Here is a 21,031-nt window from a genome sequence, read left to right on the forward strand (position 1 = left end):
TGATGCATTCGTGTCTTATGATACGCATTTTTCCTACGATGAAATGTTTCAGAACATGTTGAAAATCAACAGCGTTTTGACGCAGTTTCACAATCATCGATTGGTTGTTTATGCGAACAAGGAGTTCCCCACGTATTGCGCTCTGTTTGCGACTATTCTTTCAGGCAACACCTGGGTGCCCATGAACCCTTCGTTACCGGCCAAACGGGTAATGGAAATGATGTCCCTGGCGGAACCTTCAGTTATTCTAACGGACCGGGATTTACCCGATATCATGACCGAATATGTCGCTACAAAAGGCATTACCGTTTATCGCCTGCAAGAAGTGCTGGATGGAGATGACAAAGCTGAATTTGATCTGGACAGGATTGAGCCTAATAACGACGCTATCATTTACTTCACATCCGGTTCGACCGGTATGCCGAAAGGCGTTCCGTTGACCCATGCCAATTACTGCAATACGGTCAATAATCTGCTTGACCTATTGCCCTTTAACAAAGGCGAAGTCTTCGCTGACTACCATGATTTCGGGTTTGTCATATCTATCCCGATTCTGTTCCCGTGCGTAATGACCGAAAGTGCATTTTCTCCTGCCCTGAACGATATGGACTTATTGATGCCAGGAAATCATCTGGGGGAAAACAAGGTCACGGTGTTGATTACCGTTCCCTCGACAATCGCCAACCTCCGCAGGTTGCGGCCCGATGGCTTGCCCGATGTCAAACTGAATATTTTGATCAATTGCGGAGAGCCCTTGCATCTGGATATTCTTGATTACTGTCTGAATAAGCTTGACGCCAGTCAGATAAATAATTTCTATGGCAGCACCGAAGTATCGTGTTGGACTTTCCGCCACTTGTGCAAGGAGGAAGATTTAAAACGGTTTGAACAATTCGGCGTAATTCCCATTGGCAATGTCCTGCCCGGAACCCAAATGCAGGTTACCAAAGACGAGGAATTAATGGTTTCAGGTCGGCAAATTACGGCGGGTTATCTCAACGACGTGAATCCCGAATCATTCGTGATGGAAAATAGTACGTATTGGTTCCGAACAGGTGATAAGGTCGTGCCGTTCCAAGATATGTGGATTTGTAAGGGACGCTTGGATTCCCAGGTAAAAATTTCCGGCTATCGCATCGAATTAACGGATACCGAAGCCCATTTGCGGGCTATGAAAGACGTTGATGCTGCGGTATGTTTTGTCAGTGGCGAAGATGCCACCCGATTCATCGTCGCCATTTTACATTCAACCGAAAACGTTGATGTCCGGCAGGTTCGAACCTTCCTCGCTGATCGATTGCCAAGCTATATGTTCCCGAAACAGATCATCTGCAAAGCCGAAATGCCACTGAACAAAGCCGGAAAAATTGACCGCGCCGGACTGAAGGCTGCCTACTTTGACGGCTCTCTAAGCCGCGATATCGCCACCCCCGAATGAGAGCTAACCTGCCTGGTAAATTGTCGCTTGTTATTCCTTGTTTTAACGAGGCAGAAAGCCTTCCTGACTTATTTAAACGCCTGGATGAACTTAAAGTATCACTCCATGGGCTGGGTATCCTGGATGAGTACATCATCATTGATGATGGTTCTATCGACACCACATGGGCGATGTTAAATCAGCAATATGGTTCGGATAATCAAGTCCGCCTGATACGCCATGTCGATAATATAGGATTTGGCGGGGCCTTGAAAACCGGTCTTGGTTTGGCGACCGGCGACATTGTCGTCAGCGTTGATGCGGATACGAACTACGATCTGCGTAAAATACCTGACATGTTGGCATATTTCAAAATTGGATTTGATGTAGTGACCGCTTCGCCATTCGGGCGGGGTGGACGGTGGAACTATCCCCTGCACCGTTTCCTTCTTTCCAAAGGCGTAGCGGGATTGTATCGCCTAGCCTTGGGAAAAACAGTGCCACCGCTTAGCGTCTACACCTGCGGATTTCGGGCTTATAGGCGCGAGGCCCTGGATCTCATAATGCCCGAAGCGAACGATTTCCTGGCGACAGCTGAAATTTTAGTTCACGCCTTGCTGGCGGGTTTGTGTGTCGCCGAAATGCCTGTTACGGTGCACAAACGGGTGCATGGGGTTTCGAAGATGAAATTGGGGAAAACTGCCCGTCGTCATCTTGGATTCCTGTGGTCTTTGTGTCAGCGACCGATATAGATAATTTTCCATGCTTGTTCCCCGACTTTCCCCATCGTTTGAGACCCTTGATTTACTTTCCGTAATATGTGGCGGCGATGAGCAGAATTCTGTTTTGCAATTTGAAGACGATCTAGCCAGATACGCCGGGCGGCGTTTTGCCCTGGCTTTTCCTATGGCCAGAAGCGGACTTAACGCGCTGATCGGCGCCATGGGCTGGCGGGACCGGGAAATCATCATGCCCGCCTATACCTGTGCGGTCGTCGCAAACGTCATTATCGCATCGGGAAACCGTCCCGTTTTCGTCGATATAGATACCGATACTTTCAATATGCAAGTTGACCGTCTCGAAGCGGCGTTAAGCCCTGACACCGTTGCCATTATTGCCACCCATATGTATGGCTTTCCCATGAACCTGAAAGAACTTAGCGTCGCAGTCGAAAACAGGGGTGACGTTATGATCATTCAGGACTGCGCCCTGGCGTTGGGGGCGACGTCTGCCGGGGTGCCGGTTCATGCCCATGGTGCCGTCGCCTTGTTTTCCTTTAGTTTGGGTAAGCAGATTTCTACGGTCGAGGGGGGAGCGTTAGTTTTCGATGACCAAAAATTGTACCGATCTGTCAAACGTATGCGGGATAACAGCTTTGTCGCGCCACCCCTCCGCCGATACTTGCTTCAATACGCTCTTCTTGTAGCTGCGCATTTTGGTCTGACGCCGCCCCTCTACCCTTTTGTCATGGCACTGAAACACCATACTAGGCTGCTAAACATCATTACCGATTACTACCGGGAAGATGAAATCATCACCGCCAGCAATTTTTACGAACACCTGCCACCGTTCCTCGCTCGCCTGGGAATTCGGCAGCTTGAAAAAATTAACAATTTGTTAACGGTGAGGAAAAAAAATTCGGATCGCTTGATGGCGGCGGCCCATCAACTTCCTAGTCTTCACTGCCCAAACCCGCCTGACGGGGCCTCCTGGTCACATGCACCCTGTCTGGTGGAAAATCGGACAAGGTTTATTTCCCACATGGCCGCACATGGCGTGCAGGTGGGAACGGAAGTTTTCAACTATGCGCTGCCGGAAATGGCCGTTTATAAACCCTATGTTGACGGAAACTTTGATGGAGCTAAACGGGTCGCCCGTGAAATTATCCTGTTACCTAACCATCCTCGGCTTCGAGCATCGGACTTGGAGCTGATTGAAACTGCCCTTTGGGCCTGGAGAACGAAGTGAGCAGGGTTTATATTCAAACCCATCCGAAAATTTTGGGCGCGCCGTGGTTTTCCTACACCCTTGATCTCATAGGTAAGATTGCGGGGCTGGCCGCGCCAATTCAAGCAGGAACGCATGCCTCACCCGACGCGGAAGCAGTGACTTTATGCTATGGTACTGAAGCTAGTGCATTTTTCATACCCGCGAAGACCGGCATTGGAAACGGCGAGATGATTCCACACGATTTCGATTGTGGTCCGGCGGGACAGGTGTCCGTGCCCATTTACACAGAAACTGTGGATGGCTCGTCGGGAACTGTCGACCTGCTGTATAACTTTTTCGCCTATGTTTCCTGCCTGGAGGAATTCGAACATGAGAAATCCAGGGGCCCTATTCAATCCTACGCCTTTCGCCTGAAGGGAAATACGGCTCGTTTCGAGCGTCCCTTCGCGCAATATTTGGGCCTCGCCTTTCGTCGCTTGTTGGAAAAACATAATCCAAAATTGTTGGACCCTTTAAACTCCAGGTCCACTATTTATTTGACCCATGATGTAGATGTCATTGGCAAAACAATGCGGACACGTTTGAAAGAATCAGCGTTTCGGCTATATTCTGGATTACGATCAGGCAGGTTCGCCGCGAAATGGATATTGACAATGCTGTTGGGCGCCGATGATTATTTTCTTTTCGACAAAATCGCAAAAATAGAAGAGCGTCACGGCATAAGATCCAGCTTCAATATTTTCATACAACCGACACACAAGGGAATTGGCGAGCGGTTGCGGTCGATGATCTTTGATCCATCCTATGATCTAGCGGATATAAAAGACCTTATCCCGGTGTTGCGTGGCCTGCATGCCCAAGGATTTGAAATAGGTGCCCACTTTGCATTCGACAGTTGGCAAAATTCGCACCGCATGGGACAGGAAAAAAGAAAGTTACAGGACCTTTTGGACTGCGGACGTGTGGTCTCGTGTCGACAACATTGGTTGCGGTTTTCATTGGCCGAGACATGGGCAGCTCAGTGGCAAAGCGGCATTGAGGTGGATACGACCTTGTGTTTTAACGATCTTCCGGGCTTCCGGGCAGGTCTAGCCATGCCCTTTCACCCCTATGACCATATCAATCAACGCCGTCACCATATTTTGGCCATTCCAACCATCGTGATGGATAGTCATTTGCATTACTATCAATCCATGAATCTTGAACAACGTCGAGAAAGTCTCCGCAGTTTGCTTGATGAGGTAAGAGCCGTAGGCGGCAGCGCCGCGATGATCTGGCACAGTCACGTATTTTCGCAGGATCACGGCTGGGAAACAGATTACTTATATGTGCTTTCACTGCTGCGTGAGATGGGTATTCACAGCGGGCTACCTCGTGATCTTTGTGATCGTAAGGCCGGTGGAGCATGATTGGCAGAATTTCCAAAACCCTGATCAGGTTGCGCGATCTATTTAGGTTTAGGAAGTTCCCCGGCGTGCAGATTCACCCTAGCGCAGTGATAGATGTCCCATGTGAAATAGGGTCTGGCACGCGAATTTGGCATTTCGCTCATTTATATGAAGGCTGCTCAGTTGGGGTCGACTGCATGATCGGCCAAAATGTCATGATCGGGCCGAACGTCAGTGTTGGGAAGGGATGCAAAGTGCAAAACAACGTCAGCCTGTATGAAGGCGTGACATTGGGGGACGGGGTTTTCTGTGGACCGGGTTGTGTCTTTACCAATGTCATAAATCCTCGAGCCGAAATCGACCGAAAACATGAATTTAAACCGACGCTTGTCCGCAGTGGGGCAACCCTTGGCGCCAATTCGACGATTGTCTGTGGAACTACTATCGGAAAATTTGCATTCATAGGTGCCGCCGCAGTTGTCACCAAAAATATTTCTGATTTTGAAATGGTCGTCGGCAACCCTTCGCGAATTATTGGCCATATTTGTGTGTGTGGGAATAATCTTCCCCGCGATGAGTGGCGCGAAGCAACATGCCGCGAGTGTGGCCGTTTATATGCCCTTTCACCGTCCGGGGTACGCATAATTGAAACTTCCGAAATAGAGCAAAAACCGGATGATTGAAAAATTAAGAATTGCTCAATTGGGACTTGGCTATTGGGGACAAAACCTGCTCAGAAATTTGCTCAACAACTCGAAAGCCGAAGTTACAGCGGTATGTGACCCAAACCAATCCCGTCTAGCCAGTGCTCTGGAGCGCGTGCCCACTGCGCGAGCCTACCAAAGCATTGACGATGTATTGAGAGACCAGGACGTGCAGGCCGTATCGATCGCGACCCCTTCGGGTTTGCATTTCGCCCACGCTGCGGCGGCATTACGCGCCGGCAAAAGCGTCTTTGTCGAAAAGCCCATGACCACGACACTTGAAGACGCCGTAGCATTGGCAGGTATTTCTTCAGACACCGGTAAACTTGTAATGGTTGGCCACACCTACTTGTACAATTCAATCGTCCAAAGCGTGAAAAAATATTTATGCATGGGTGAACTAGGCCAAGTTTACTATGCTCATTCCCAGCGCTTGAACCTGGGTAGGTTTCGTCACGATAGCGATGTGATCTGGACCCTGTCGCCCCATGATATTTCCATTTTTAACTTTTGGTTTGACGATTGCCCATATCGGGTTAGCGCCCGAACCATGTCCTATATTGGTAAGGACTGCGGTCATGCGGAAATTTGTTTTGCACAATTGGATTATGCTAATGGCATCAGTGCTCACTTGCATCTGTCGTGGCTAGACCCGCAGAAGGTTCGTCGCTCAATCATTGCCGGTTCCCGAAAAATGCTGGTCTACGATGACGTCGATCAGAATAGGTCGATCCAGATATTCGATAAATCCCAGGAACTGGACGATATAATTTCGGAAAATTCAAAAGGCTATAGTTCCTCTATACGGGTAGGTAATGTGCACATTCCAAATCTCGTGACCAAGGAGCCGCTTTATTTGGAAATGGATCAATTTATCGATAGTGTGACCAACAGCGCACCGTGTCCTAGTGATATCCGCAACGGCGTTTGGGTTACGGCGATTATGGATGCTTTGTCGCGGTCGGCCCGAAATGACGGGGTCCCGATTTGCGTAGACTATCCAAGCGTAATGGATGACGATTGAATGTGTGGCATTACCGGCATCGTTAATCGGGATGGCGCGCCTGTTTCAGGTTCCATTTTGGAACAAATGACTGATAAAATTGCTCATCGAGGCCCCGATGGGCGTGGAACCGTTATCTTCGGCCAGGCCGGGTTGGGTCACCGACGGCTTTCAGTAATTGATTCGTCTAATTTGTCCGCCCAACCCATGGTGCGCGGTGAAGGAAGGCAGGCCTTATCGTTTTCGGGTGAATTGTATAATCACTTGGAAATAAGAAAAAAGCTTGAATCATTGGGTGTTCAATTTACTTCAAAGGGTGACACTGAAGTCGCTTATCAAGCGATACGGGTATGGGGCGAAAAAGCGTACCTTGAATTTAATGGCATGTTTGCGCTGGCGTGGTTGGATAATGAGAAGCGGGAACTTATTTTAACCCGCGACAGGTTAGGTATCAAACCGCTGTATTATGCGGACCTAGGCCGGGTTTTTTTGTTTGGATCAGAAATAAAGGCAATCCTTGAACACCCAGCCTATCGGACTTCCCTTAATTTGGAGGCGGTAGCCGACTATTTGTCATTTCAGAATGTTTTCGACAATTCGACATTATTTTCCAATGTCCAATCTGTGCCACCTGGTAGTTTTTTAAGGGTGTCATTTAATGTTGAAACAAACATCATCAGGAAGCCTTACTGGACACTTGAAATTCCGGAGGAGGACACTAAAACTTCCTTGTCGGAGACGGTGGAAGAATTGGACGTTCTTTTGCGCAGGTCCGTCGATCTGCAAATGAAGGGAAAATACCTGCCTTCAGTGTACTTGAGCGGCGGTATCGATTCCGCCATTATCGCTTCCCTCGCATCCGAATTTAAACCCGGTATCGATACCATCAACATCGGCTTTGAAATGGGCAGGGCAGAAGTTTTCGAAAATGATATGGACGAAAGCCGGGTAGCGGCTGAAATAGCCGGGATTTTGGGTGCAAATCACCACGCAACCGTGCTTGATGTCGACGATTCCATAGGCCCCTTAAAAGACATCGTCTGGCATTTGGAAGAATTGAAAATGGGGCAATGCTATTCTAACTTTGCCGCCGCACGGATAGCCAAAAAGAGTGGTAAAACTGTTCTGTCCGGCCTGGGTAGTGATGAACTTCTTGGCGGATATCCGTGGCGATATGCATCGATCCTTAATTGTATGAACCGGGAGAGTTTTCTCGATAAAGTTCATTCATATTGGCATATGCCGGATTCAAAAAAACACCGTGAAAGCCTGCTACGACCGGTATGGTCGGAAGTCCGACATCGAGACACAAAGATGATTGTTGAGGCTGTCTTTGGTGATATACCTATTGTCTTGAGTGGTCCGGAAGATGCATTCAAGTTGTGGCGTTTCTTTGAATTGAAGACATTCCTGCCAGGGCTTTTACACGTAGAGGACAAACTTGGTATGGCCCATGGAGTAGAAACTCGATTTCCCATGCTGGATAATGATGTCGTCGTTTATTCCCTATCCTTAAATATTTCACATTTAATCCCGACTGACCAATTTCTGAATTCTAATGCCAAACCATATATCGAGAACAATCAAGGCAAGCTTCTCCTGCGTCAGGTGATAAAACGCTATCTTCCGTCACCTTATTCGGAACGCAGGAAACGCGGGTTTACTGGTCCCAACAACAGCTGGTACAGGCTCGACAGTGGCGCCCTTTTAAAGGCCGAATTGTATGACCGGGAAGCGCCGGTTTATGATGTGCTGGATTTTAAGGCGGCCCAATTGGTGCTGGAAGACCATATATCGGGCCGGCAAAATCATCACCGTTTGATCTGGTCTTTACTGTCCCTGAACCAGTGGTGCAAGACTTTTTTCTAATGCTCCGCTGATTTCAATACATCGACAACGCTACCGGTCTGGTCGTAGGTGATCCCCGCATACAGTGCAAGGGAAGCACTGTCCGGGCAGCTTCTTCGACCATGGGGCAGGATTGGGGCCTTGGGCTGTAAGCTTCAAAGGCCGGTTATTTGTGCAAGGGGTTCGGGAAGTAAATTTCGGCATCGATTCCGTGTTTAAACAAGAAATTCTTCACCCACGCTAGTGATAGATATTCAAGCAATTCAATGCTGCCGTATGACCGTTATGATAGCTGCGTAGGGCATATCAATATGTGAGTTAGCACCATTAGTATCGTGGTGATATTTGCAAATGTGCCCGTGGTTGGTTGATTGATGTGTTTGACCCACGGTCCGTGTTAAAACATGAACGGTCCCGTCATCGCCCCAAGCGCCTAGGCTATTTCCGGGGGGATAACTGTAACACGCGGCGTCACTTGCTTCAGCCAGCAGAATGGATTTACAGTGTGCACCAAGGGCGTGGGCGGCGTCCTCGTTGGCTGCCAAATTGTGATTATTGGCCATTCTCACTAGGCATTTAATAATGACCATCTATCCGTACAGGTGAACGTGAAGAATTGCGCGGGTCGCAGGTGTTTGGCGGCATGAGCGGCGTTCAGAAATTAGGTGCGTAAGAGGGTATGCACATGTCCTAATTCTGCGAGCTCAATGCGACCCATTTAATAACCTGAGTCCGTTTGTTTAGTTGGATGGAGCCTGAACGCCCATACCCGCCAGTAACCTTTTACTGACAATTGGATGGTTTTGGCCCCCGGTTAGGCCATAACGGTTGGACAAGATCGATACAATACGATTTGACGCTTTGCCATCACCAAAAATATCGTCCTGTTGCGGGGGTGGGTTAAACGTCACGATGCCTTCGTTGATTTTCTTTTTGTCGGCCCCGGCAATCCATTCCCAACCGGCATCGACCATTTCAGGCACCCAGTTGAGTTCGATCAGGGAAATCACAGGTTTACCCAAGACATAGGCCTCTCGTCGAAGCCCACCAGAATCAGAAATAACCTTGTCAGCACCGGCTATCAGGCGAAGGCTTTTCACGTAACCTTGCGGTGGCAACAGCGTGATCGATGGACATTTTTTCAGGCGCTGCCAATACCCTGTGCGTAGCAACGCCGCCCTGGTACGTGGATGTACGGGAAAAATAATGGACCGTTCGCATTCGATTAACGCTTCGCAGATTGCCCCAAGACGAGTCCCAGAATCGGTGTTTTCTGCACGGTGGACCGTGACCAGCAAGTAGTCGCCTTTTTCACCGAAAATATTGTGGCGTTCGCTGATGCCAAGCAGTGTATCCTTCATGATGTCGCCAACCAGGAAGACACTTTCTTCGGGGTAACCTGCAGCAAGCAAGGTATGCTGGGCATGCCGGGTGTGAGGAAATAAGGTGTGGGCGGTCTTTTCCACAAAACGTCTGTTCTTTTCTTCAGGGTTATCCAGACTTTCAGTATGGACGCCAGCTTCGATATGGGCGACAGGGATTGATAACCTGTCTGATGCAATCGCACCTGCCATGGAAGATGTCACATCGCCATAAACAACCGTAACATCGGGATTTTCCATTGAAAGCGCGTGTTCAATAAACGTAACCTGACGGTCAAGGTCCGTTTCCAGATTTGTCCTGTTTAGGACGTGGGAATATTCTGGAGCGGCCAGGTCGAGTTCCTTGAACAGATCATCAGACATCGCCTGATCAAAATGCTGGCCTGTATGGATAGTCACAAACGGTACATTTTTTTGCAGACAAGCCCTTTGAAAAGCGTAATGCTTGATAAAGTTAGGGCGGGTTCCGACGATGACGGCAATATTAGGCAATAGTTGATCTCAAGCCTGGTTGTTAAAGAAACATGTGCGGGGCATTAGGGAAGTAGGTCTAGTGTATTGTGCTCTTTGAATCTAAGGTTTGCCAAATTCTTATTTGCAGATTTGGCGATCCATTTTCGGCAATCTGGGGATGCGCAATGAAAGTCAATGTGGCACCTTTAAATGTTTTTACGCTCTATTCCGCAACGTTTCTAGTGGATAGGCCGGAACAAAAGATTCCGAAATTGGATTCCCTGTAGGGTGATTATGTGCGAATCTTCTGAATGCGCACAGGAATATCTTTCACAGTTTCGTCCTCGGATCTTCAGCGGCTTGAAGCGATTATTCGGGACCCCCAAACCTCACTGAAGCATGTCTGGCGAGCCCGTATAATTTTATTTACGGCAGATAGTATTGGGACCAGCGCCATTATGGCCACGACAGGTAAATAGAAGACCACCGTCTAGCGTTGGCAGGAACGCTTTATGAACGAGGGCGTCGATGGCCTTTTGTATGACAAGACCCAGCCACCGGGTATCAAGCCTCTTGATCGAACCATCCTCGACAAGCTATTAGCACTGACACTGGAGTCACCACCGCATGAGGCGACCCATTGGACTGGACGAGCCATGGCGGCGGTTGTCGGCATTGCGGTTTCCACGACACAGAAAATCTGGCAGGAAAACGGACTGGCCCCCAATCATTGGCGGCAATTCAAACTATCCAACGATCCTGCCTTCGCAGAGAAACTGCATGATATCGTTGGCCTGTATGTGTCTTCGCCAGCTCCTGCCGTGGTTCTTTCAGTCGATGAAAAAAGTCAGATACAGGTTCTGGACCGGACCCAGCCAGGGTTGCCCTTAAAGCGAGGTCGCGGTGGAACGATGACCCATGACTACAAGCGCAATGGCACAACCACATTGTTTGCAGCATTGAATGTGCTCGACGAGTTAGTGTTGGAGCGCAACATGCAGCGTCACCGGCATCAGGAATTCATTCGTTTTCTGAACGCCATTACCGTGACATCCCAGCAGGAAAGGTTGTCCATGTGATTCTTGATAACTATTCCACGCACAAACACCAAAAGGTATGAGAATGGCTCGCCCGCCATCCACGATGGACTATTTCACGCCGACATCGTGCTCCTGGCTCAACGCCGTCGAAGGCTTTATCGCCAAACTGACCCGACGAAGACTAAAGCGCGGGGTTTTCTATTCCCTCGTCGATCTACAGGCCGCGGTCAATCGTTTCATCAAAGAACACAATGACAATACAAAACCATTCAACTGGAAAGCCGATCCCGATGATATAATTGCCGCCGTTAAACGAGGGTTCCAAGCGTTGGAATCAATCCACTAGCGTGCATTGCCTACACGGGAAGAATCACATAGGGACCATACCATCGCGAATTGCCATCCGACGGAGTAAACGAAGGCATCACCTTGGTTCACTCAACGCTTGCCGCCTTAATTAGTAAATCGAGAAGGGCCTGATTATGTTTCGTCTTCAGTGGAAAACAGCTTGGCCAGCCAGGAGACGCTCACCCTGAATTCTTTGCCCATATCTTCGGAAAGCTTAATGCTTTTTCCATATTTACTTTCCAGTTCGGCCATAAGTGAGACGGAATCAAAAGAATCCAGCTTGCCGCTATCCACAAGGTCTTCATGGGTGTCAATGGATGTCGCGTCCGAACCAATAGCTTTGAGATAAGCCAAGATAACGTCGTTAATTTCTTTTTCAAATGGGGTAAGGCTTTCGAGACTATTTAACACGGCGAATATTTCCTTGAGGAACTAGACAATTCGAGGCGATTTTATACCTTTAATTCCCGCAACAATCCAATAAAATCCGTCGCCGCAACCTTGCCGACGGCACCATCATATGAATAATATGACAATTCCTTTTCTGGCAACGCCGCTACATCAAGGGTTGCCGCATGGCAGTCATAGCGTTCACCGACTCGACCCGTATTAACTAGGAAGCGGAATAATTTGTCCATGTGCCTGCCGAACTGGACGAATTCATATTCGGTGTGAATGGTCATGGCGACATAATCGCCACGGTCGTCTATTTGCCTTTTCAAGTGATCTAGGGCTTTGTCGTGGTTACCCCGATAACGAACGACCAAGGGGAAGATATTGTCCAGATTGGCAGGAATCTGGGGTGTCGATGATGTATACTCACCGATTTTAACACGGCAGGGTTCCGAACCAATAAAATCCGATGCATACGTGAAGCCAAGCTGGTCTTGAACCCGTAAGGTTTTCTCGTCGCAACGCCAGGCTGGCGAACCCGTGCCCGAAGGAACGCCACCCAAGGCACCGTGATAAATATCACGCGCTCGGTTAATTTGATTGGAATATTGTTCCGGTGTCAGTGAATATGCGTTGTCGGAAATATAGGCATGATCATACCCGTGCAGGGCGACTTCGTGGCCATGGCCGACAATTTTTTTCAGGACGGCAGGGGCCCCACCACCGATTTCGGCGTTTCTGTCAAATTGCTTATCTAACAGTCGGTAGGTTTGCCAAGGCTTCATATAATAGACCTGCTTCCAAAATGCCGGCTGTGAGATCCGCATCAAGCCCGCCGAAACCACATTGTTGGGTCCCATCGGCACGAAAAAAGACGCTTTGAATCCGTATTTTTCAAAGAGTTCCAGGTAAAAATCTACCCCTTTGTGGATACCTTCGATGGAATCCACATCAATGCGGATGAGAACGGGTATTGGCAATATAATGAAATCCTGTCTGGATACAGCGTGTCGTTCAGCCTAGGTCATTCAACTGTTGAAAGCTAAAGATATGTTCTGTCATTTTCTGGGACGTAGTCCTTCAAGGTTTCGTTGGCCTTGAATAGCCCGATTTCTATTTTATCATCAACTGCGCCAACAGGTCGCGTGTTGATAATCTTATACTCGGACCAAAGCTTGATTACCTTGTCGGCATCAATGGGTCCATCATATTTGACACCCCCGTGGAATATGATTTTTTTTGTCCACAACAAATAGGTGCCAATGACATGCCGGGAAACCGGATCCCAGTTCTTGAAGGTCAGGAACAGGTCGATCAGAAACAGCATGATGGTTTTCGGGAAAAAGGCGAAAACCTTGAAAAGCCTCGTCCTTAATATAAAAAAGCGCATTTTTTTTGGCATCGCCGGCATGATGCGATAGAAAATGGCGTAAGAACGGAATAGTCTTTTGAGGTCGGGGCGACTGGTGATTCCGTAATCATAATAATAGGCGGAATTTCCGGCATTGATGAGTTCTTCGTCTTCGGGTTGGATCATGCCCCATTCAATGGCCTGTTTAACCATGGGGGTTTTTGGGTAAACAGTAAGGAAGAAGGTGTTGACCTTGTTGATCATTTCACATTTGGAATATTCAACCGCCGCTTCATAAAGGTCCACCGCTCCGAGTTCATTGGGTAGTCCAAAAATGTGATCACACGAATATTTGACCTTATATCGGTCAAGATTATCAAAACAATTACGCACCTGTTCGTTGGTTTCAGGTCGACGAAGCAGTTTCTGGCGGTTTTTTTCATTCATGGTTTGGATGCCAAGTTGCAATCGGTAACAACCACTTTCACTTAACAAACGGGCCGTTTCATCATCACAAACGACGGGGTGCCCCATACAGATATAAGGAACGCCCACCCGTTCGGCATATTTCGGCGCAAATTCACGAAACCATTTTTTATTTGAAAACAGGATGTTGTCTTCGAAATCGAACAGCCTGACATTGTATTTTTTTTTCGCCTCGGCCAATTCATCAATGATTAAATCAACGCTGCGGCGGCGGGGGTCACGGGTTTCATTGAAGATTTCATAAAAAGCCTGGGAACAGAATGTACAACTGATGATGCAGCCCTTAGAGGACAGCGTGTAGTAGCGATTTCCGATATTTATATCATCTTTGAATAAATCTATGTCATTGGGCTGAAGGTCGTCCATATCTTGTAAGGGGCGGGGGGCATTGTACAGATAACCGTCATCCTTTTTGAATACCAGATTAGGGATTGAATGATCGATTTCGCCCCGTTCCATGGCATTGCAGAGCTCGACCATGGGTTGTTCACCCTCGCCTATACAGACAATATCCACCCACGGCGTGGAAAGTGGAGTTTCGAAGCAATTGGTGGCAAAAAGTCCACCAAATATAATTGGCACATCAACGTGTTCTTTGACGCCTTTGGCAATGTCGATGGCCCACTTATAGGTATCTGAGATCACCCCGATAGCAACCAGATCCGGCTGCATGTCGATAATTTTTTGAATAACTTTTTCACGTTGGCTGAACAAAGCGGCCAATTGCTTCATGGGAAACGATTCGCCTACAAAATACAGGTGCTCGTCAAACAGTGAGGGGTCGAAAGCCACAGCGGTCTGGTGGCCCTTCGCCTTGAGTGCCGCTGAGACGGCAGCGGTACCCATGTTCATCTCGCCCATTGTTGAAAACACGATTTTCACGGCACTTCTTTCCAATTCAAAAAAAACTGAGCGGCAAACAAAAAGGTTGATACCTAACTATTTTCCCCCCACCAACAGCGTAGGCTATGGTGTTTTTTTCAGGGCGTTCAAAGCCTTTTAGACCCCCTACAAACCTTATACGTTACCTAATGCATGTATCGGGAACGTCAAGTAATATTTTAGCGAACACCTAGTGGATTGACCGGAATTAAATGGTCCGAAAGACGGTTTCCTATATGATGATGGGCGAGTTTTCTGGGGGCTCACCAGAATATCCATCCCGGCTTTGTCGACAGATCGTCGGCAACTTGCCCCGCTATCATTTATGAACAGATGTTCAAGTTTGGTCTGTCGTGTAACCGTAGAGAGAAGTTTGTTTCACTTGCTGTTGAAACTGGATAGGATCACATGAATTTGGAAGGTTATTTTAGGTAATCTAACTCCAAATAAATTTTTTGTATGCGTTGCTACATAACATCGCAACTCCGGACACCAAATCATGCCTTCAGGCCCCACCTTCATCCATCCCACTTCAGAGGTTTCTGACGATGCCTTGGTGGGCGAGGGCACAGCCATCTGGAACTGGTCAAAGGTGCGCGAACGCGCGATACTAGGGGAGCAATGTAATGTTGGTCAGTCAGTGTATATCGACATTGACGTGGTGCTAGGGGCTCGTTGTAAGGTACAGAATGGAGTCTCAATCTTTCAAGGCGTAACGCTTGGTGCCGAGGTTTTCGTTGGACCAAATGCAACTTTCACCAACGATCTGTATCCCCGTGCACAAAGCCCCGAATGGACTATCATCCCGACAGTTGTTGAGAAGGGAGCCAGCATTGGGGCCAATGCTACCATAGTATGCGGCGTCAAGCTGGGAACCTATTGTATGGTCGGAGCTGGTGCGGTGGTAACCCATGACGTTCCACCCCACGCTTTGGTAGTGGGGCAACCCGCTAGGGTGATAGATTACGTTACAGTTGCGGGATCCCGTCTGAACTGGGCGGATCCGTCTGTACCGCCTCCGGTCGAAATGCTGAAGATATGATGCGAGACGGAAATACGCCGGAGGTGACTAACGCCTTGATAAAAACCAATCAACCACTGAAAGCCATCCTTTTATTTTTCAAGGAATTATGAAATGAGGATAGGAGTTATCGGCTGTGGACAAATGGGGAAAAATCATCTTCGTATCATTAGTCAAATGCGTGATATTGAACTAACAGGGCTTGTTGAACCCGACAATGCCATTGCCAATTCTCTCGCTACGCAATATGGCTGCACAGCCTTCGATAGTGTTGAGGACTTGGCTGCGCATGTGGACGCTGTCACCATCGCCAGTCCGTCAATCACTCACGCAAGCATCGGTCAGGCCATGCTCGGTCGCGGCATCCACTGCCTGATCGAGAAGCCGATGGCTACCACAGAAGCAGACTGCTTGGCATTGATTGCCGAAATGGAAAAATCAGGTGCGCTTCTTATGGTTGGGCACATTGAACGTTATAACCCCGTGATAGAACAACTGGGTTCGATCCTGTCAACGAGGCAACGAGTAGTGGCCCTAGATGCCCGTCGAATGAGTTCGAGCAGTTCTCGAATTACCGACGTTGATGTTGTCATGGACTTGATGGTGCATGACCTTGACGTGGCACTTGGGTTGATCGGTAGCAAGCCTGTCCATGTTCTTGCTCAAGGGATACGGGGTGAGGAGGGGAGCCATGATTATGTCAATTCTCTGGTCCGGTTTGAATGCGGTAGTATTGGAAGCTTTACAGCAAGCCGAATCACAGAAAATAAAGTGCGTGAGCTTCAGGTAACAACCGATGTCGCTTCCATACAAGCCGATTACACGCGCCAGGAGCTCTTTGTTTATCAACAAAGTAAACTTGCACCATTAGGGCAGGAATCTGGAGGTTACGTTTTGGATCTTACAGTTGATCGTGTGATGGTCCGACATGCGGAACCGCTTGTTCGGGAGATAGAGCACTTCGCTAACTGCGTGCGCCAGAAACGAACGCCCCTCACCGATGCCAACAGTACCCTTGAGGTGATGCGGTTAGCGTGGTGGATACAGGATAAGTTGGAGGAAAATGACGAAGCAAAGAGCTGAGATGACGGAATTCGTTAAAGGAAAGCGTTTTGTCGTTACAGGTGGCGCCGGATTCATCGGCAGCCATCTTGTAGACGCCTTATTGAATCAAGGTGCCGACCATGTCACAGTGGTAGACAACTTCTTTCTCGGCAAAGATGCAAATTTAACGTCTGCCCGCGAGCAACATGGCGATAAGGTAACGGTCTTCCGCGAGGATGCAGGGGACTTCGAGGCCATGCGCGCTATCTTGGGTGAGGCCCGCGCTGATGTCGTCTTCAACTTGGCCACCAAAGCCTTGCTCTATTCGTTCTTCAATCCGGCAGGGGCTGCCCGGGTCAATACTGACATTGCCTATACCCTTGCAGATTTGCTGCGCGCTGGAGCCTATGGCCGCCTTATTCAATTCTCTACATCGGAAGTTTACGGGACAGCTCAGACGGTTCCCATGACCGAGGAACATCCGTTAATGGCGGAAACTTCCTATGCTGCAGGAAAGGCAGCTGCTGACCTAGTGCTGGCTTCGTATGCCAACATGTTCGGGCTGGACATTGGCATCATCCGCCCCTTCAACAACTACGGCCCACGTCAGAATGATGGCAATATGGCAGCAATCATCCCATTAACAGTGCGTAGAATTTGCGAAAACCGCCGCCCTGTTATTGAAGGTGACGGTCTGCAAACCCGAGATTTTATCTTTGTCAGGGACACAATCGAGGCGACCCTAAAGCTGACCGCCCTAGCAACTTTGACAGGTCTGATTGTAAATGTGGGAAGTGGAAAAGAAACTTCGATTAAAGAAATTATTGGGTCCGTCTGCCAAGAAATGGAATATAGCGGGACTATCGAACACAAGCCGGCCCGGCCGGCAGATGTCCGCCGACACTGCGCTGATGTAGGGTTGATGCATAGCCTGATAGGCGAGATGGTAACTACACCGCTGCATGACGGAATTGCTCAAACCGTTGAGCCTCTTACAAGAGGCTCCATTCATCCATGATTCAAATTACCCGCCCTGATCTGACATTTGATGAGGTAGCCGACGATTTGCGGCAGATCCTTGCCTCGGGCCGCTTGACCGATGGGCCAGTGCTCGCTCGTTTCGAGAGCGCCCTTAGCAATATCATCGGCGCACCCCATGTGGTTGCCACCACTTCGGCGACCACTGCCCTGCACCTGTCCTTGGTCGCCCTGGGCATCGGACCGGGTGACGAAGTGTTGGTGTCGGATTTTTCGTTTCCTGCCAGCGCAAATGCCATCGTCCAATGCGGTGCCGTCCCTGTTTTTGTCGATTGTCGCCAGGATGGGTTCGATTTGGACCTCGTCGATGCGGGAAAGCGGGTGTCGGCTCGGACCCGGGCGATTATGCCGGTCCATCCGTTCGGGATGCCTGCGGACATTGTTGCTATTAGTCAGCTTGCTAGCAAGCATGGTTTACTAATTATCGAGGATGCGGCATGCGCGCTAGGGGCCAGCCGGGAAGGTATTTCCTGCGGAAACGGCGGTAACACTGGTTGCTTCAGCTTCCATCCTCGTAAGTTGGTTACCACCGGGGAAGGGGGGGCAATTGCCACCACCGATGAAGAACTCTCGGCTCGGCTTCGCCTCCTGCGAAGCCACGGCGCGAAGCCCTCTGTCGTTGGGCAGGAGTTTCTGGAAAACGGCTTTAATTACCGTCTGAGCGAGATCTCGGCATCGCTTGGCCTTGCCCAATTGCATCGCTTTGCCCCTATGATCGATGACCGCCGCAGGACAGCCCAAGCATATCAAAACGCCCTATCTAATTTCGAAGACATCTTAATGCCGCAATTTGGCAGTCCTGGCTTCGGAACTTTTCAATCTTTTGTTGTTTTGTTGGGCGACCACGTGGACCGCAACCATGTTGTCAAAGAAATGCGGGCCCGGAAAGTGGAAACCACACTGGGGACATATGCCCAGCACTCGCAGCCTGCATTCGCCCGCTTCGGTTGTCTTCCTGGCGATTTGCCGCACAGCTTGCGAGCTCAACGCCAATCTTTGACTCTGCCCCTGCTCCCCCACATGGGGATGGAACCTGTCCATTACGTCGTAGATGCATTGGTGGCCTCAATCCATGCGAGTTACCGCAACCCGAGCGATGAAACCGTGTAATACCAACGCAGGCGTATCATATCGACGACCATGCTTATGATGGTAGAAAGATTGGTCACCTTCGTGGTGCCTGCTATCCGAGGCCTGACAGTGTTCGGTGCGGTGGTAAAACGGGCACCACGTCGACGACCGTTGTCCAGAATTTCTAAATGCGCGAACGGTGATGCACACAGGAGTTGGCTCGGATCCACAAGGTCTCTGCGAACGACCAGGATCCCCGTAATTGATGGGATATTAGGATGCATGATCCGTATTAACATCCTTAAACCTTTCGACAAGATGGTTCTTAGGAATTGCAGGCGGTGTAATTTAAAGGAGCTCTCAGTCTTAACCATGCCGATCACTCCGTCAAAGTCGCCACGAATTTTAACCATTTGCACCGTATCGCAGGGGTCAAACTGTTTATCGCCCGGTAACTCCACAATAACCTCGCCTCTCGCATTGGCAAACCCTGTGATAAGAGCGGCACCCATCCCAAGACGTTGACGATGTCTCACATACCGAACCAGTTCGGGATGGCTTTTGCACAGCTTCTCAATGACATCCACAGTTCGATCAGTACTTCCGTCATCGATCACTAAAATCTCGAAGCTCCAACCTGTTTGCAAATAGACATGGATGACCTCTGAAACCATTTTGGAGAGAGACTCATCTTCATTATACGAAGGCACGATGATGGAAATTTCTAGACCCTCATGTGATTCCTCCGTAGCAGGGATCATGGCTGCACGTCACACGCACACCGGATAGTGGTTGCAATAAGATCCTGAGTTTCATCATCTAAATAAGGATGCATCGGGATACTGAAAACCCCATCAGCCATTGCATCCGTGACAGGCAGTCCATCGGGAGCCGTGGGATAGGCCTGATAGGGGGCTTGGCGATGCAGGGGCGTTGGATAATATATAGTTGCTGGTATGCCGTTATTGGCGAGAGATCGCAGTATATGGTTCCGATTATTGTCAAAGAGCGTGTACTGTGCCCACGCTGACGTTACCGCATCCATGACTTTCGGCGTATTCACAAAAGAACATAGCAACTCGTCGTATTTTTTCGCTATTTGGTTTCTCGCCGGAATCTCATCCGGCAACAACTTCAGTTTCTCCAGAAGGATCGCCGCCTGAATGGTGTCAAGTCGGCTGTTCGTGCCAATACGAACATGTTCATAACGCGAATTCCCCTGACCGTGTCTACTGATAGACCGAATAATATCTGCCAATTCAGGGTCTGATGTGAAAACAGCGCCCCCGTCACCATAGCACCCCAATGGTTTTGCGGGAAAAAAGCTTGTCGTCGTGATATCAGCCAAGCTGCCGACCGGTCGATCATGATAACGGGCTCCGAAGCTTTGGGCTGCGTCTGCAATCAGGAACAGGCCCTCGGATGTCGTCACTTCTCGAATGACATCGTAATCGGCGGGGTGACCAAACAAGTCTACGGCAATAACCGCACGTGGCAGTGATTGCTCGGTTTTACGGTAAGAGACAATTGCATCGCGCAAGCTGCTATCGCTCATTGTCATGTGCTGGGGATCAACATCGACGAATACAGGAACCGCACCTACGAGAACCACCGCTTCAGCTGTAGCCACAAACGTAAAGGAAGGAACAAAGACCGCATCACCGTGTCCAATTCCCAAGGCAAGCAAAGCTAACACTAACGCATCGGTTCCGTTGGCGCAGGATATGACGTGGGGAACACCTGTCCATTGTGCCAATTCGCCTTCCAGGCGCTGCACCTCGGGCCCCGCGATGAACTCACCGTGCTCCAATACCCTGCCAATTGCCGATTGGATGCCCTCTTCAATCAGCGCACGTTGTGCCTGAAGGTCTATAAATGGCATACGGGGTTTCGAGTCTAACACGTCAGAGTTGATCCTAAATAATGAGGTTAGAAGTATCTGATTCGTTTCCCCAGAATTCAATAAAAAAGTACCTATGGTTTGGGCTAGGCCGGGATCTAAGGCAGAACGAATTTCAGATGCATGTTATTAATCAAATGAAAGAGGTGATCATCCGCCGCTGATTGCAGCATTCCCCAGATTGCAAGTGCTTCCTTGAACTGAATGACGAAAACACAGTCATAGGGCAACTAATTCGTGCATGAGATTTTTCTTATGCTTTGTCTTCCTGCCATGGGTGCCGTCGATACCCACCGTATGTGCGAATCAGTG

The 21,031-nt window shown here is 49.1% G+C and carries 18 protein-coding genes and 1 pseudogene; 12 read left to right on the forward strand and 7 right to left on the reverse strand.

Annotated features, from left to right (window positions below):
- The first annotated feature begins 10 nt into the window (after nucleotides 1-10).
- The 7 genes from HOL66_10380 to asnB are packed head-to-tail and all read left to right on the forward strand — an operon-like array spanning nucleotide 11 to nucleotide 8,331.
- Nucleotides 11-1,438, forward strand: coding sequence for an AMP-binding protein (locus HOL66_10380; GenBank protein MBT5244644.1), 1,428 nt, complete (start codon nucleotides 11-13; stop codon nucleotides 1,436-1,438).
- Entirely contained in the window at nucleotides 1,435-2,169 is a 735-nt protein-coding gene (locus HOL66_10385) for a glycosyltransferase family 2 protein (protein MBT5244645.1), read from the forward strand. Before HOL66_10380 ends, HOL66_10385 begins: the two co-directional genes overlap by 4 nt.
- A gap of 10 nt (nucleotides 2,170-2,179) precedes the next feature.
- Nucleotides 2,180-3,385, forward strand: a complete 1,206-nt coding sequence (locus HOL66_10390; protein ID MBT5244646.1) for a hypothetical protein — start codon at nucleotides 2,180-2,182, stop codon at nucleotides 3,383-3,385.
- Entirely contained in the window at nucleotides 3,382-4,776 is a 1,395-nt protein-coding gene (locus HOL66_10395; GenBank protein ID MBT5244647.1) for a hypothetical protein, read from the forward strand. The genes HOL66_10390 and HOL66_10395 overlap by 4 nt, the downstream gene beginning before the upstream one ends.
- Nucleotides 4,773-5,438 (forward strand): N-acetyltransferase, encoded by a 666-nt coding sequence (locus HOL66_10400; GenBank protein ID MBT5244648.1) that lies wholly within the window; start codon nucleotides 4,773-4,775, stop codon nucleotides 5,436-5,438. The genes HOL66_10395 and HOL66_10400 overlap by 4 nt, the downstream gene beginning before the upstream one ends.
- A complete protein-coding gene (locus HOL66_10405) occupies nucleotides 5,431-6,483 on the forward strand; it encodes a Gfo/Idh/MocA family oxidoreductase (protein MBT5244649.1) in 1,053 nt (350 codons plus the stop codon). Before HOL66_10400 ends, HOL66_10405 begins: the two co-directional genes overlap by 8 nt.
- On the forward strand, nucleotides 6,484-8,331 hold the full coding sequence (gene asnB, locus HOL66_10410) for an asparagine synthase (glutamine-hydrolyzing) (GenBank protein MBT5244650.1): 1,848 nt from the start codon (nucleotides 6,484-6,486) through the stop codon (nucleotides 8,329-8,331).
- 242 nt (nucleotides 8,332-8,573) lie between these two features.
- Here the strand turns inward: asnB and HOL66_10415 are convergent, their stop codons facing one another.
- Together HOL66_10415 and wecB are read right to left on the reverse strand one after the other, a co-directional pair.
- Nucleotides 8,574-8,900, reverse strand: a complete 327-nt coding sequence (locus HOL66_10415; protein MBT5244651.1) for a hypothetical protein — start codon at nucleotides 8,898-8,900, stop codon at nucleotides 8,574-8,576.
- Nucleotides 8,901-9,050: 150 nt separating this feature from the next.
- Nucleotides 9,051-10,184 carry a UDP-N-acetylglucosamine 2-epimerase (non-hydrolyzing) gene (wecB, locus tag HOL66_10420; protein ID MBT5244652.1) on the reverse strand — a complete coding sequence of 378 codons (1,134 nt, stop codon included), beginning with the start codon at nucleotides 10,182-10,184 and terminating at the stop codon, nucleotides 9,051-9,053.
- A gap of 272 nt (nucleotides 10,185-10,456) precedes the next feature.
- Between wecB and HOL66_10425 the strand changes: the two are divergent.
- A pseudogene (locus tag HOL66_10425) lies at nucleotides 10,457-11,531 on the forward strand (IS630 family transposase).
- Nucleotides 11,532-11,665: 134 nt separating this feature from the next.
- On the opposite strand, the gene HOL66_10430 reads toward HOL66_10425, so the two are convergent.
- From HOL66_10430 to HOL66_10440, 3 genes are all read right to left on the reverse strand, one after another.
- Nucleotides 11,666-11,944, reverse strand: coding sequence for a hypothetical protein (locus HOL66_10430; protein MBT5244653.1), 279 nt, complete (start codon nucleotides 11,942-11,944; stop codon nucleotides 11,666-11,668).
- A gap of 41 nt (nucleotides 11,945-11,985) precedes the next feature.
- Nucleotides 11,986-12,906 carry a polysaccharide deacetylase family protein gene (locus HOL66_10435; protein MBT5244654.1) on the reverse strand — a complete coding sequence of 307 codons (921 nt, stop codon included), beginning with the start codon at nucleotides 12,904-12,906 and terminating at the stop codon, nucleotides 11,986-11,988.
- 62 nt (nucleotides 12,907-12,968) lie between these two features.
- The gene (locus HOL66_10440; protein MBT5244655.1) at nucleotides 12,969-14,645 is read right to left on the reverse strand and encodes a radical SAM protein; all 1,677 of its coding nucleotides are present in this window, start codon (nucleotides 14,643-14,645) and stop codon (nucleotides 12,969-12,971) included.
- Nucleotides 14,646-15,144: 499 nt separating this feature from the next.
- Here HOL66_10440 and HOL66_10445 point away from each other — a divergent pair, with 499 nt between their 5' ends.
- The 4 genes from HOL66_10445 to HOL66_10460 all read left to right on the forward strand — a co-directional run bounded on the left by HOL66_10445 (nucleotide 15,145) and on the right by HOL66_10460 (nucleotide 18,858).
- The gene (locus HOL66_10445; protein ID MBT5244656.1) at nucleotides 15,145-15,687 is read left to right on the forward strand and encodes an N-acetyltransferase; all 543 of its coding nucleotides are present in this window, start codon (nucleotides 15,145-15,147) and stop codon (nucleotides 15,685-15,687) included.
- A 93-nt stretch (nucleotides 15,688-15,780) separates the two neighbouring features.
- Nucleotides 15,781-16,749 carry a Gfo/Idh/MocA family oxidoreductase gene (locus tag HOL66_10450; protein MBT5244657.1) on the forward strand — a complete coding sequence of 323 codons (969 nt, stop codon included), beginning with the start codon at nucleotides 15,781-15,783 and terminating at the stop codon, nucleotides 16,747-16,749.
- A 1-nt stretch (nucleotide 16,750) separates the two neighbouring features.
- Nucleotides 16,751-17,728 carry an NAD-dependent epimerase/dehydratase family protein gene (locus tag HOL66_10455; GenBank protein MBT5244658.1) on the forward strand — a complete coding sequence of 326 codons (978 nt, stop codon included), beginning with the start codon at nucleotides 16,751-16,753 and terminating at the stop codon, nucleotides 17,726-17,728.
- Nucleotides 17,725-18,858 (forward strand): DegT/DnrJ/EryC1/StrS family aminotransferase, encoded by a 1,134-nt coding sequence (locus HOL66_10460; GenBank protein ID MBT5244659.1) that lies wholly within the window; start codon nucleotides 17,725-17,727, stop codon nucleotides 18,856-18,858. Before HOL66_10455 ends, HOL66_10460 begins: the two co-directional genes overlap by 4 nt.
- Here the strand turns inward: HOL66_10460 and HOL66_10465 are convergent.
- Together HOL66_10465 and HOL66_10470 are read right to left on the reverse strand one after the other, a co-directional pair.
- Nucleotides 18,828-19,580, reverse strand: coding sequence for a glycosyltransferase family 2 protein (locus HOL66_10465; protein ID MBT5244660.1), 753 nt, complete (start codon nucleotides 19,578-19,580; stop codon nucleotides 18,828-18,830). The two genes, HOL66_10460 and HOL66_10465, sit on opposite strands and share 31 nt — an antisense overlap.
- Nucleotides 19,577-20,701 (reverse strand): DegT/DnrJ/EryC1/StrS aminotransferase family protein, encoded by a 1,125-nt coding sequence (locus tag HOL66_10470; GenBank protein MBT5244661.1) that lies wholly within the window; start codon nucleotides 20,699-20,701, stop codon nucleotides 19,577-19,579. The genes HOL66_10465 and HOL66_10470 overlap by 4 nt, the downstream gene beginning before the upstream one ends.
- Between the last annotated feature and the right edge of the window lie 330 nt (nucleotides 20,702-21,031).

Source organism: Rhodospirillaceae bacterium, assembly GCA_018662005.1.
GTDB lineage: Bacteria > Pseudomonadota > Alphaproteobacteria > Rhodospirillales > JABHCV01 > JACNJU01.